The organism is Acidimicrobiia bacterium (genome assembly GCA_041676705.1).
In the GTDB taxonomy this organism is placed as follows: domain Bacteria; phylum Actinomycetota; class Acidimicrobiia; order Acidimicrobiales; family SKKL01; genus Actinomarinicola.
On the sequence record JBAYRL010000002.1, the window covers coordinates 464076 to 476488 of the forward strand.

Here is a 12413-nt window from a genome sequence, read left to right on the forward strand (position 1 = left end):
CAGCCACACCACATGGACGACACGGCGTTAGTAATAGCGGCGCAAAACGGTGACCGTGAGGCACTTCGCAAACTCTTGGCCAAACACCAAGACGGGATTTACGCTCTGATACGGCGGATCGTCGGCAACGACGCTGATGCGTATGACGCCACCCAAGAAGCGTTGCTCGCCGTGGTACGGGGCCTGCCGGGATTCAACCGCCAAAGCCGCTTCAGCACTTGGGTCTACCGAGTCGCTAGCAACGCCGCCGTCGATCAACTGCGTCGTAACCAACGAAACCCGGCACCCTCGGCCAATTTAGAAGACGATTACGCTAATACCATCGCTCGCCAAGACGCACACACGCCTAGCTTCTACACTGCGGTGGAAGATCGCCTCAGTATCGATCAGGCCCTCCAGCTTATTTCCCACGACTTCGCAATGGCAGTCGTTTTACGCGATCAACTGGGTTTCGACTATGCCGAAATTGGAAAGATTTTAGAAATTCCAATTGGCACCGTTCGTTCTCGAATCGCGCGCGGGCGACGAGAGTTAGCCCAGATATTAGGTCCGTTACGCCACAGCGGAGCGGAGGGAACTAATGAGAACCATCCAACGTCTAACTAATTGTCATGACTTCTGACACTCCCCAGACTCCGAACGAACCCCCGACTCCGCAAGGATCGGAAAGCGAAGACCCACAAGACGAGCTTGTTTCCAGTGTCCTCGACGGTGAGGCTTCGCCTGAAGAGGAAACCCAGGTTCGTGCGCAGTCCAAACTCTTTGAACGGCTCAGCACTTTTTCACGTGTTGCCAGCGCCGTTGGTGCCCCGGTTGCGCCTCTCAATGAATTAAGTGCTCGTCGCATGCTTGACGAAGTGATGGTTGAAGTCGTTCCTGGTGAGGATGCCCAAGCGCCACCACGCAATACAAGGTCACGGTGGCAGCGCCCCTGGCCTGCATTAGGCGCGGTGGCAGCGGTGATATTAATTGCTCTCGCGGTGCCTATCATCGGTTCACTAAACAATTCAGACTCAGCCAAGCAGACCACTGAAGAAGCCGGCGTGGCCGCAGATGCCACTCGAGAAGCGCACGATAGCGACAGCGCCGCCAGTAGCGTTCGAGGCCATGCCAGCGCTGACGGGAGCACTGACGAGCGCGCCAGTGATGAAAGTGACACCCACGCACCCTCTGCGTCTGCGGCCGCACAATCAACATGGCTGGGAGATTTCGACACCGTTGAGGGCCTAGCAAATGAGGCTTTACGCGTAGGCAGCTTGGATAATGCTCTCGATGCTTCCGGTGCCCTGGCTACCGACGATGATTCCGGCACGGCTGAATATGGTTCAGCCAACCCAAGTACCACGCCAGCTGATCGACGGCTTGAGGAAGAAATGGCCGCTTCGACCCCCGCGTTGTGTCCGCCGATATCACTAGAAACAGGCGAAACAATCGTGGAACGTTTCGCGGGCCGTGCCCAAGGCGTTGACTATTACGTATTGGTCACTGAGACCGCCTTATATACCCGACGGGTATATTTTCAACAGTGGGCAGACTGCGAGTCACACGAGATAGTGCCTTAAGTCTTGCTACTAGCTATGCGTGAGACGGGTAGGCTGAGTTTATGAACGACGGTGTGGCCCCGGAACCCGACCAACCTGAATCACTTCACCAAACGCCTCCCCCAGCTGGAACTCCACTTGGAGAACCGCTGGGAACAGCTGGCACCGGTGACCGAAATAGCGCTGGGCCAAGGTCGTATGGCCAAAGTTCCTACGGCCAAAATGGCTTTTCAGGAACATCCTTTGGGCCAGGCACCAAAGACGGCACTCGAAACGGTCCAAGCGGCTGGAGCGAACAGGCCGCTGATTTGGTAGTTGAAACCGTCGACAAAGTTCGGATTGCTACTACCGATCGCATTATCAAAGCTGCCAAAGCCGTGGTTTATGGCGTGACAATTGGGCTGCTCTTGTTGCTAGTGGTCCCATTGGTGCTAATTCTTGTTTTTAGAGTGGTAGACGTTTATCTTCCGGGAGACGTGTGGAGCACATACTTGCTCTTCGGTCTAGTTTTTGTGGTCGCCGGGTCAATAATGTGGGGGAAACGTAAGCCGCAAAACAGCCCTGTCCGCCACTAAACTCGACTTCCAGCACGGATTAAATACGGAATATACCCGGGTATGTATGTGTTAGAGATAGATGGTGCCCAACTTCTATTAGTTGACCAAACATACGTTCGCCCTTGTTAGTAATCTCAACAGGAGTTTCATGTCAGACAGCACTATTCACGACGTGATCATCGTCGGTTCAGGACCTTCAGGGCTTACAGCAGCCATCTATGCCGCCCGTGCTAGCCTCAATCCCCTAGTTATTGAGGGGGAACCCTCTTCCACCAGCGACCAGCCCGGCGGTCAATTGATGACCACCACCGACGTTGAAAACTTTCCGGGCTTCCCAGACGGAATTATGGGCCCCGAGCTGATGATGAACTTCAAGAGCCAAGCCCAACGATTTGGTACTGAATTTCTTACCGATAAGGTTACTCGGGTCGACTTTTCAGAACGTCCCTTCAAGCTATGGGTTGGCGATCCCAACGCCGACGAACCCAGCTACACCGCACACAGTGTAATTATTTCAACCGGTGCACGAGCTTTAATGCTGGGCTTGCCAAACGAACAAGAATTGACTGGTCATGGTGTTTCAACCTGCGCTACCTGTGACGGCTTTTTCTTCCGTGGCCACCATGTGGCCGTCGTTGGTGGTGGTGACACCGCAATTGAAGAAGCGATGTTCTTAGCTAAGTTTGCTGAAACCGTCACAATCATTCACCGCCGCGATGAGTTACGGGCCTCCAGGTTCATGCAAGACAAGGCCTTCGCAAACCCCAAGATCCAATTCATGTGGAACACCGTGGTAACCGCTGTTGAAGGTGACGATCGACTCAGTGGCCTCGAAGTAGAAAACGTCATCACCAAAGAACGAACCAAGCACCCCTTCACCGGCCTCTTTGTAGCCATCGGTCACAAACCAAACACCGACATCTTCCGCGACCAAGTGGAAATGCTTGAAGACGGCTATCTCGTCACCCAACCGGATAGCACTCACACCAATGTCGAAGGTGTCTTCGCCTGCGGTGACGTACAAGACTCAACCTATCGCCAGGCCATCACAGCCGCAGGTTCAGGTTGCATGGCAGCCCTCGACGCCGAACGGTGGCTACTGGCCAACCACGGCTAGCGCGCACGGCACTGGGGTCTGCCGCTAGGCCTCGACGGCTCGAACGCGGAATGTATGACCCCACCAATACGTTGAATACATAGGCATACCCTTTTCTGTCACTACCCCACCCCAAGGAGCACCCAAAATGGCTGCCTACATCAGTAATCTAACCGAATCTACCTTCGATGAAGAGATTGGCGCCGCCGACGAACCCGTACTTGTAGACTTTTGGGCTGAATGGTGTGGTCCTTGCAAAGTGGTGGCCCCAATTTTGGAAGAGATCGCCGAAGAACAACCTGAAAAGATTCGTGTTGCCAAGCTAAACGTCGACGATCATCCCGGCATTGCTCGCCGCTATGAGGTAATGAGCATTCCAACCATGATCCTCTTCAAAGATGGTCAACCAGCACACCGCATTGTTGGTGCGAAACCGAAGACCCAACTCTTGAACGAGCTAAATCCCCACCTTTAAACTCCCGCCAGCTAGGGTTCGAATATTACTAAATCACCCGATTAGGTAATACTTCAATCGTCATTGGTCGAATGACCTCGGCTGGCCTCGGTCATGGCACGATAAATTCGTTCTAAGTCTTCCAAGGTGGCGAACTCAACCACCACTTTGCCCCGTTTTGCGCCCATTGAAACTTGGACCCGGGTGGAAAGATGTTCTGACAAGAGCTCTTCTAGCTCCACTAGTCCTGGTGGGCGTAATCGCCGGGTGGCACCAGTAGCTTCCACCTTCGGTTTGTCAGCATCTTCCAGGTATTGGCGGACTGCATCTTCAACCTCACGCACACTCATTTGGCCGTCTGTTGATCGGGCGGCCAAACGTTCTTGTACCGCTCGATCAGGAATTCCAAGCAAGGCGCGAGCATGACCAGCCGATAAACGACCTTCGACTATCAGTTTCTGAATAGTGGGGGAGAGCTGGAAGAGCCGCAGAGCATTCGCTACCGCTGATCGACTTTTACCAACCCGCGAAGCCACCTGATCCTGAGTGAGATCAAAATCATCGACCAACTGCTGATAAGCAGCTGCCTCTTCGATCGGATTCAGATCAGCACGCTGTAGGTTTTCGACTAGCGCCTGTTCAAGCGACGCTAAGTTATCGGTGTCTTTAACAATGGCTGGAATTGCTGCCAAACCGGCACGCCTGGCCGCCCGCCAACGCCGCTCACCAGCGATCAACTCATACTTGTTCTCGCCTGACGGACGCACTCGGATTGGCTGCAGAACGCCCATCTCACGCACAGATTCAGTCAGACCCGCCAAATCTTCTTCATTGAAGACTGAGCGTGGCTGGTATTGATTGGGCTCAATCTGGTCAAGCGGAATATGCCGCAATTCGCCCTTTTCTTCGACGGAATCATTCGGAATCAGGGCATGAAGCCCTCTACCTAATCCACTACGCCGGGCCACCGCTTACCTCCTTAGCCAGTTCCCGATAGGCAATGGCCCCTCGAGATGTCGGATCAAAAGTGATTATAGGTTGTCCGAACGATGGCGCTTCCGACAGCCGAACCGTTCGAGGAATGATTTGACGACATACCTTGTCACCAAAATGCTCTCTGACTTCTGCCACCACCTGTTCAGAAAGTTTGGTACGGGCGTCGTACATGACCAACACAATGGTCGAGAGTTCCAATCCAGGGTTCAACTGGCGCTGCACTAAATCAACATTGCGAACCAGCTGGCCCAGCCCTTCAAGAGCGTAATATTCACATTGAATCGGAACTAAGACTTCGCTGGCCGCCACCAAGCCATTGACGGTAAGTAAGCCCAGCGAAGGGGGACAGTCGATCAAAATATAGTCGAACTGATCCAGAATCGGCTCTAACGCAATACGGAGACGTTGCTCCCGACTGAAAACCGGTACCAATTCAATTTCAGCGCCCGCCAGATCAAGATTTGCCGGCGCTACGAAGAGATTGCGAAGTGAAGTGGCCTCAATGCAGTCTTCCATAGGCAGATCATGGAGCAATACCCCATACATGGAATGCTCAATCGTTCGAGGATCTAGCCCCAAACCGCTGCTGGCGTTTCCCTGAGGGTCGAGATCAATAAGTAGAGTGCGATAGCCGAGCTCTGCTAACGATGCACCTAAGTTCACCGCGGTAGTGGTCTTTCCTACGCCACCCTTCTGATTCGCCAGCGCAATCACCCGAGGAAGGGGTCTTGACATCAATACCTCTTTCTAGCCACCCACACTGTGACAACCGTGCAATATCATAGACCGCCTGAGCGGGGAGAGGCCTATATACGTTAGCGCGATCTCTAATTTGCGGTCGGATTCAATCGATCAGAATGTTTCACGTGAAACATCACCCTCTACTAGACAGTGTTTCACGTGAAACATTGGTAGGGGCGATGTATTCGCTTAGGTTCCCCATAAGGGCCGTTTGGCAGGTACTCCCACCCGGCGTGGGTAGCGGCTCGAAGTTGGTTTAGTTAGCATAAGGCGGCGCCAACTATTGGTTAAACCTTGCAACTCCAGCCCGAGTTCGGCAAGACCCTCCGTTGACCAACGATCAGAGTCGACTACCGGAGGTTCACTTACGATTAAGTAACCTCGGAGCCTTAATAACGGTGCCGCGCATTCTGCTGTAATCGCTGGCAATCCGAAAGATCGACTACTTACCACATCAAAGATGCCTCGATACTGTTCATCGCGACCGACGGTTTCGGCCCGCTCGTTAAGCACGCTGACCCGCTGTGACAATCCAAGCTCGGCAACAGCCGCTTCCAGGAACTCCGCCCTTTTGACCATTGATTCCACGAAGATCCAACGGCTATTCGGGAAGTTCAAGGCTTCAATCAAACCCGGAACACCACCACCAGATCCGAGATCGGCACCTAGAAATTTGGCATCATCAAACAGATTATCGAGCTGAGCAATCAACCCTTCGGCATGTTCGATGTGAGCCAGGGGGTTTCCAGGCCCAAGGAAGCCAAGTTTCTGCGAACGACGCAGTAAGGCCTCCAAAGATTGCGATTCCTCTTCGTTCATTAGCCATTCCCGCGATCGATGCTTCTACAGACCCTGCTATACCTTCAGCAAGCTGGCAAAAGCCTAATGCACAAGCCGCTACATACCGTATTTGTTAGAAAATCAAGCGATTCAGGCGGAGCATCAGCGCTTCCGATGCTGAACCAGATCTGTGAATAAAGATCAAAAATGAAAATGGCCCCGAGAAATTTCGGGGCCATTACGACAACCGTTTGTTGGGTCGCATAGACGTATTAGGTCAGTCAGCCTTGTGTATCACCACACGGCGACGGGGTTCATCGCCTTCTGAGCTAGTCCGAATGCCCGCAACGCTTGTAGCGGTGTCGTGCACAATCTTGCGGTCAACTGAAGACATTGGCTCTAGAACCTTAGACACGCCGCTTTCCAAAACCTCGTCACAAATCTTTTTCACAAATTCTTCAAGGGCGCTGCGGCGTCGCGATCGATAGCCAGCCACATCTAGTCGTACCCGACCTTCATGTCGACCACTTGCACGGCGTTGGGTGACGGTGCGCGATAAATCATATACCGCCTGCAAAGTGTTCCCGCGAGGACCGACTAATAGGCCAAGTTGATCGCCCTGGATATCGATCTCAATGGTTTCTTCATCGATTTTTTCACTTGTAATGGTTGCGTCTAGTTCAAACGCCTCGAGCAGGCCGGTTAAGAATTCTGTAATGATCTCAGCTTGTTCATCGACGGTTAGATCGATTTCATCGCTTGCTTGGTCCATGGCGCCTGCACTCTCGGGGGTTTGCGCAGCATGCTGCGTTTCTGGATTTGATTGACTGACGCGAGAACCTGCCTTATCCGAGCGTGGCGAGGTTGGTTCTGGCTTGCTATCGGTACGAGACGGCGTGTTCGCCGAAGCCGATTCATCACTTTGGCGAGAACGGCTTTCACCACCGCGGCCGCCACGCCTGCGGTCGCGACGATCGATCTTGGCGCGGGCCTGCACCGGGCGCACTCGAGCCCGAATTCTAGCTTCGCCCTTCATCCGGCCGAAGATACCCTGACGTGGCTCTTCTAAAATTTCGAACTCAGCTTCTTGCTCATCGACACCAAGGCGATCTAACGCCAGGTCTTTGGCTTCTTCAACTGACTTTGCGGTGGTCTCAATCCACTCCAAGGTCAACTCCTCTTCTTCTTGCGAGGCTGTTGTACGCCTCGGGTAGCAGACTCACCGGCTTGGCGTTTAGATGGTGTCACTCGCCGACTTTGAGTGTGAGTCTTTTTCGGTGGGGAACTGTTTTTAGCCCCTTTACCCCCGGTTGGGGCGGACTTAGCGGATTTGCCGCTTCCACTGGTTTTCTTAGGCGCGGGTTTGCTGGTACTTTCCGACTTTTTCGGTTCGGCAATACCCTTAGCGGACTTTTCGGTCGCCGTGGTCTCAATGGCACCCTTGGTCATAACCGTGCCATCTGCCCCATAAATCTTCTTGGAAATATAGGCTTGTTGACCAATTCGATACAGGTTCGAAACCAGGAAGTAAACCACCAATGCGGCTGCAAACCGGAACGAAATGAAAGCAAAGAACACTGGCATTACTCGCAGTAGAATTTTCTGCTGCTGGGGAATTTCAGCGTTCGGGTTTCGGCCGGAAATCTGCTTCTGTTGGATGAATGAAGTGGCAGCTACTGCGATAATTAGCAATATGTATGGCAGGCCGGTGATGAAGTTGTCCGAGAGCATTGACGACGCAGAACTAGCTAAGTCGATACCCCATGAACGCATTTCAGTCTGCCCTTGAAGCGATTGGAATAGGTCGCTAGAAGACGAGATGTATTTGGGATCGAAGCCTCCACCCGCACCAGTTTGGGTGAGACCGGAAATAACCCGATACAAGATGATAAACACCGGTGCCTGCAGCAACATTGGCAGACAGCCGCCCACCGGGTTGATCTGGTTGTCCTTGTAGAACTCAAGCAGAACCTCGTTCATTTTGGCGCGATCATGCGCGTATTCTGCTTGAATTCGTTTCATTTCGGGCGCTAGGGCCTGCATGGCCATCATGGAGCGCGTGCCCTTAAGCGTTAAGGGCGTAACAATGATCATGACGGTGAGTGTGAGAAGGACAATTGCCCCACCGTAAGAGCCACCTACGATTGGTAGCTCATAAAACCAGGCCAGCAGCCCAGCGATCGCATTAAAAAATGCGTCGAACATTAGTGAACCTTCCGTTCAGCGTGAGTACCAACCGGCGCAACCATCGTTGCCCGAGCATTCTTAGGGGCCGGTACCAAATCGATTCCGTGACCGCCGCCCGGGCGGCAACGGCCAATGCGGCGAATGCTCAACCATGAGCCGCGTATCGCGCCATGGGTCTCAAGCGCCTCTAAGGCATAGGTAGAACAAGACGGGTAGTAACGACAAGGTGAGAGGCGTCCAGCAAACAGCCAACGATAGGCCTTGACCAAACCTAAAAGGAGTGAGGTCACATCATCCTCTTTTGTATTTTGGATAGGACAGTCTCAAGATGGGTTTCCAATGAGCTATAGCTCAGGTGAGCACCGGCATCAGACATGCCTACAAGGTATACCCCATGTGGCAAGTGATCTTCTTTCGCGAGCTCGGTAAAAATAGCTCGAACCCTCCTGCGTATCTTATTGCGGACTACGGCATTTCCAAGCCGTTTACCCAAGCTAAAGGCTAAACGCGGAGGGTCATCTATCTGATCAGGTGAGTATGGCAAGAAATTAATCCATAACGGACCGGAACGGAACCGCCAACCGTCTCGACGAAGCGAGGCGAAGGTAGCCCGATCTGTAACTCGCCAAATTAAGCGGACAGCTTGCTCCTACCCTTACGGCGCCGCGCCGCGAGAATGGCTCGCCCAGCGCGATCAGACATGCGGTGGCGAAATCCGTGGCGGCGGGCCCGTCGCCGATTGTTCGGTTGGAATGTTCTCTTCACTACTAAGGCCTCCTAAAGCCCGAATTAGTCGGAGGGCTTGACCTTGGTCTGTCTCGACTTACGACTAAAATTTTATGTCCGGCTGTAGTTGATCCGCTCCAAGCACGTCGGGTGACGACGTTGCAGCGACCCACGGCCGTGCCAGCGAACTAGATTAGAGCCCCGGCTGGCCTCGTGGCAACCAGGGCAGTCGTACTAAGTACCGAAACCATGTCCATTTAAAGAGTTATGGCTAGTTACATCAATGCAATTTAAACTACATTGGTCCCCAATACCCTTATTGACCTGGTCTTTCTCACTACACTATAAAATTGTCGTGCATCGCCTGGCGAGGTAATGCTAGGTTGGCCAATTCCTAATATATTGAGAAGTCAGCGCTAGGTTGAACGTGCCACCAACACGCTCCAACCTCCCACCGAGATTCGGTTGCGTCTGGTTTGCATTGGTTTTCCACACCTGTGGATTACCCTGTGGATGTCTAGTCAAGTATGGAGGCCTCGGACACGTGCGCGAAGCTGGAACGCTCTGGGACGCCTGTTCCGAGATTCTACGAGAACAGGTCTCCGAAGCTGTCTGGCTAAGTTCGTTCAACGCGGCTTTCCCAATCGAAATCAATAACGATGTGCTCACTTTGGCCGTGCCATCATCGGTGGTTAAGGAACGGATCGAAGGTCGTTATTTAGCGCTTGTGCGAGACGCACTTTCTGAAGTTGGCGCCAGCGAAATCGCGCTCGACATTCAAGTTCAAACCCAAGGCGAAACCGACTCCACGACCCCTGACTACGACCAAATCTCGAATCCACCCACAGTTGCGCTGGCTACAAGCGATCTCGGTCACCTAGATCAAGAGAACAGGGTCGCCGACCCAACCGAAAATCATTCCAGCGACGCCTACACACCTCGAAGTACAGAAGGACGATTCACCTTCGAAGCCTTCGTTATCGGGTCTTCTAACCGATTCGCCCATGCCGCAGCACTATCGGTGGCCGAACAGCCAGGTCGCTCTTACAATCCACTCTTTATCCATGGCCACGCGGGACTCGGCAAAACACACCTGTTACAAGCCATTGCCAACTACGTGCGCAGCGTTTATCCCCGCTACATAGTGCGATACATCACCACCGAAAGCTTTCTCAATCAGTTCGTTGACGCCATTCGTACCAACACACCGAATGAATTTAAGCGTCGATATCGAGAAATCGATGTGTTGCTCCTCGATGACATTCAATTCATAGAAGGTCGGGAAGGTTTACAAGAAGAGCTCTTCCACACCTTCAACCATCTTCACGATGCCGACCGACAAATAGTGCTGTCTTCAGATCGACCACCAGATGCCATGGCAACGCTGGAAGATCGCTTGCGTAGTCGTTTCAAGATGGGTTTGATCACTGATATTCAACCCCCCGACTTCGAAACCCGTTTGGCGATTGTGCGCAAGAAAGCTGAACGTGAAACAACGCCAATACCACCCGATGTACTCGAGTTCATTGCCTCAAATATCAAAGACAACATTCGGGAGCTCGAAGGTGCTCTAATTCGGGTGAGCGCCTATTCGAACCTGACCAAAGAGCCGCTTTCGGCTGATCTGGCTCGTGAGGTGCTGGCCGACCTCGTCAACGGCGACCTGCCGCATCTCATCACACCGAAGCTGATCTTAGAAGCCACTTCAGCCATGTTTGGTGACAGCGTCGAAGACATTGTGGGCCGCAGTCGACGCAAGCCTCTGGTCACAACACGCCAAATCGCCATGTACGTGTTTCGTGAAGCTACCGATTTAAGCTTCCCTGCCATTGGTCGTGAGTTCGGTGGCCGAGACCACACCACGATTATCCACGCTGTGGACAAGATTTCGGCATTGATGAAAGAACGCCGGGAAATTTATGACCAAGTTACCGAGCTTATGCAGGTCATCAGGGGTGGCGGAATATGATCACCACCTCTAAGCCCTCTGCCAACTACGCTGGGAAGAACTTGTTGGTATCGCGGGCAAAGACGTGCATAACTTTCTCACTGTCCACCGAATTACATGGCTGGAATACTCAAACTGTGAATCACTGTGGACAACCCTCGGACAACAAAATTGGCTCTGAGCTGGGTAAATGTGTGCCTATCCACAATCCACAGCCCTTATTAGAACTATCGCGAGTTAAGCAACTAAATAAGTACATAGAAAGCGGGAATCAAGTTGAAGTTCCTATGTGAACGAGATGCTCTTCTTGAAGCTTTATCTAACGCTGGTCGGGCTGTGTCGAATCGTGGCAACTCTGTAACAGCGCTCTCTGGTATTCGAGCTGAACTAAATGGTGACCAACTCACCCTCACCGGAACCGACCTAGATCTCACCATTTCGGTTCAAATCGAAGTTATGGGTGAAGTTGATGGCGTGGTAGTTCTGCCCGCCAAGCTGACCTCTGACATTGTGCGCGCCCTTGGTGAAGGGCGAGTGGAAATAACCGTTGAAGACGAAGAAGCTCGAATTGTTTCGGGACCAGCCAACTTCACTATCTTGTTGCTGCCGCCCGAGGGGTTCCCCACCCAAGCTCATGCCGATACCGAACCGGTAACCATTCCAGCCAAGTCATTCGCGGATGCCATAAAAATGGTGGTTCGCGCTGCCAGTCGAGATGAAACTCGCTCGGTTGCCCTAAACGGGGTGATGTTAGAGGCTGAAGCTAACGGACTGCGTCTGGTAGCCACCGACTCTTACCGCTTAGCAATTGCTGATTTGCCAGGCTTCTCATTGCTAGGCGAACAAAGCCAAGTCATCGTGCCAGCCCGTGCGCTACAAGAACTGATCCGTCTTACGAGCGCTAGTTCTGATGAGCTGGAAGTGCATTTCGAGGAAAGTTTTGCAACCTTCCGCCTTGGCACCACCGAGGTCATCACTCGACTAATTTCAGCTGATTACCCGAATTACAAGGGGCTCATACCAACTACCAACGAACGCAGCTTAAAAGTCGATCGCGACAGTTTTGTTGAATCAGTGCGGCGAGTTGCTCTAATGGTCCAAAGCACACAAACCCCGATTCGTATTTCGTGTGACACTGGCAATGTTGAGCTGCGGGCGGTAACACCCGATCGTGGTGAAGCCCGCGAGGCGCTCGAAGCGGAATATGAAGGCGAAGAGCTGCTGGTTGCTTTTAACCCCGAGTATCTCTTAGACGGTCTTGACGCGATTAGCGGCGAACAAGTGCAGTTGAGCTTGATCGATAATGTGCGGCCAGCCGTACTACGTGAGGCAGAGAGTGACGAGTTCACTTACGTTTTGATGCCCGTGCGTATTTCTTAAGACGCTG

At 52.8% G+C, this 12413-nt stretch carries 14 protein-coding genes; 7 read left to right on the top strand and 7 right to left on the bottom strand.

Annotation, left to right across the window (positions count from 1 at the left end; translation table 11 throughout):
* Positions 1-12: 12 nt before the first annotated feature.
* The 5 genes from WC184_05675 to trxA all read left to right on the top strand — a co-directional run bounded on the left by WC184_05675 (position 13) and on the right by trxA (position 3669).
* Positions 13-606, top strand: coding sequence for a sigma-70 family RNA polymerase sigma factor (locus WC184_05675; GenBank protein ID MFA7477365.1), 594 nt, complete (start codon positions 13-15; stop codon positions 604-606).
* A 5-nt stretch (positions 607-611) separates the two neighbouring features.
* Positions 612-1562 carry a hypothetical protein gene (locus WC184_05680; GenBank protein MFA7477366.1) on the top strand — a complete coding sequence of 317 codons (951 nt, stop codon included), beginning with the start codon at positions 612-614 and terminating at the stop codon, positions 1560-1562.
* Positions 1563-1603: 41 nt separating this feature from the next.
* Positions 1604-2116, top strand: a complete 513-nt coding sequence (locus WC184_05685; protein MFA7477367.1) for a hypothetical protein — start codon at positions 1604-1606, stop codon at positions 2114-2116.
* A 130-nt stretch (positions 2117-2246) separates the two neighbouring features.
* Entirely contained in the window at positions 2247-3215 is a 969-nt protein-coding gene (trxB, locus tag WC184_05690; GenBank protein ID MFA7477368.1) for a thioredoxin-disulfide reductase, read from the top strand.
* A 127-nt stretch (positions 3216-3342) separates the two neighbouring features.
* Positions 3343-3669 (top strand): thioredoxin, encoded by a 327-nt coding sequence (trxA, locus tag WC184_05695; GenBank protein ID MFA7477369.1) that lies wholly within the window; start codon positions 3343-3345, stop codon positions 3667-3669.
* A 53-nt stretch (positions 3670-3722) separates the two neighbouring features.
* Here the strand turns inward: trxA and WC184_05700 are convergent, their stop codons facing one another.
* From WC184_05700 to rpmH, 7 genes are all read right to left on the bottom strand, one after another.
* Positions 3723-4616, bottom strand: coding sequence for a ParB/RepB/Spo0J family partition protein (locus tag WC184_05700; protein MFA7477370.1), 894 nt, complete (start codon positions 4614-4616; stop codon positions 3723-3725).
* Positions 4603-5379 (bottom strand): AAA family ATPase, encoded by a 777-nt coding sequence (locus WC184_05705; GenBank protein MFA7477371.1) that lies wholly within the window; start codon positions 5377-5379, stop codon positions 4603-4605. Before WC184_05705 ends, WC184_05700 begins: the two co-directional genes overlap by 14 nt.
* A gap of 195 nt (positions 5380-5574) precedes the next feature.
* Positions 5575-6204, bottom strand: coding sequence for an RsmG family class I SAM-dependent methyltransferase (locus tag WC184_05710; protein MFA7477372.1), 630 nt, complete (start codon positions 6202-6204; stop codon positions 5575-5577).
* Positions 6205-6442: 238 nt separating this feature from the next.
* Entirely contained in the window at positions 6443-7333 is an 891-nt protein-coding gene (gene jag / locus WC184_05715; GenBank protein ID MFA7477373.1) for an RNA-binding cell elongation regulator Jag/EloR, read from the bottom strand.
* A gap of 2 nt (positions 7334-7335) precedes the next feature.
* The gene (gene yidC, locus WC184_05720; protein ID MFA7477374.1) at positions 7336-8370 is read right to left on the bottom strand and encodes a membrane protein insertase YidC; all 1035 of its coding nucleotides are present in this window, start codon (positions 8368-8370) and stop codon (positions 7336-7338) included.
* Complete coding sequence (gene yidD / locus WC184_05725) at positions 8370-8642, bottom strand: membrane protein insertion efficiency factor YidD (protein MFA7477375.1); 273 nt, start codon at positions 8640-8642, stop codon at positions 8370-8372. Before yidD ends, yidC begins: the two co-directional genes overlap by 1 nt.
* A 340-nt stretch (positions 8643-8982) precedes the next feature.
* The gene (gene rpmH, locus WC184_05730) at positions 8983-9117 is read right to left on the bottom strand and encodes a 50S ribosomal protein L34 (GenBank protein MFA7477376.1); all 135 of its coding nucleotides are present in this window, start codon (positions 9115-9117) and stop codon (positions 8983-8985) included.
* A gap of 505 nt (positions 9118-9622) precedes the next feature.
* Here rpmH and dnaA point away from each other — a divergent pair.
* Both dnaA and dnaN read left to right on the top strand, forming a co-directional pair.
* Positions 9623-11047, top strand: a complete 1425-nt coding sequence (gene dnaA, locus WC184_05735; GenBank protein MFA7477377.1) for a chromosomal replication initiator protein DnaA — start codon at positions 9623-9625, stop codon at positions 11045-11047.
* Between the two features lie 255 nt (positions 11048-11302).
* Positions 11303-12406, top strand: a complete 1104-nt coding sequence (dnaN, locus tag WC184_05740) for a DNA polymerase III subunit beta (protein ID MFA7477378.1) — start codon at positions 11303-11305, stop codon at positions 12404-12406.
* Positions 12407-12413: the final 7 nt, after the last annotated feature.

Bases quoted from the DNA above. Each gene is read 5' to 3' on its own strand.
- WC184_05680 (MFA7477366.1), top strand. From the start codon at position 612: ATGACTTCTGACACTCCCCAGACTCCGAACGAACCCCCGACTCCGCAA.
- yidC (MFA7477374.1), bottom strand. From the start codon at position 8,370: ATGTTCGACGCATTTTTTAATGCGATCGCTGGGCTGCTGGCCTGGTTT.
- WC184_05675 (MFA7477365.1), top strand. From the start codon at position 13: ATGGACGACACGGCGTTAGTAATAGCGGCGCAAAACGGTGACCGTGAG.
- trxB (MFA7477368.1), top strand. From the start codon at position 2,247: ATGTCAGACAGCACTATTCACGACGTGATCATCGTCGGTTCAGGACCT.
- WC184_05710 (MFA7477372.1), bottom strand. From the start codon at position 6,204: ATGAACGAAGAGGAATCGCAATCTTTGGAGGCCTTACTGCGTCGTTCG.
- WC184_05705 (MFA7477371.1), bottom strand. From the start codon at position 5,379: ATGTCAAGACCCCTTCCTCGGGTGATTGCGCTGGCGAATCAGAAGGGT.
- WC184_05685 (MFA7477367.1), top strand. From the start codon at position 1,604: ATGAACGACGGTGTGGCCCCGGAACCCGACCAACCTGAATCACTTCAC.
- trxA (MFA7477369.1), top strand. From the start codon at position 3,343: ATGGCTGCCTACATCAGTAATCTAACCGAATCTACCTTCGATGAAGAG.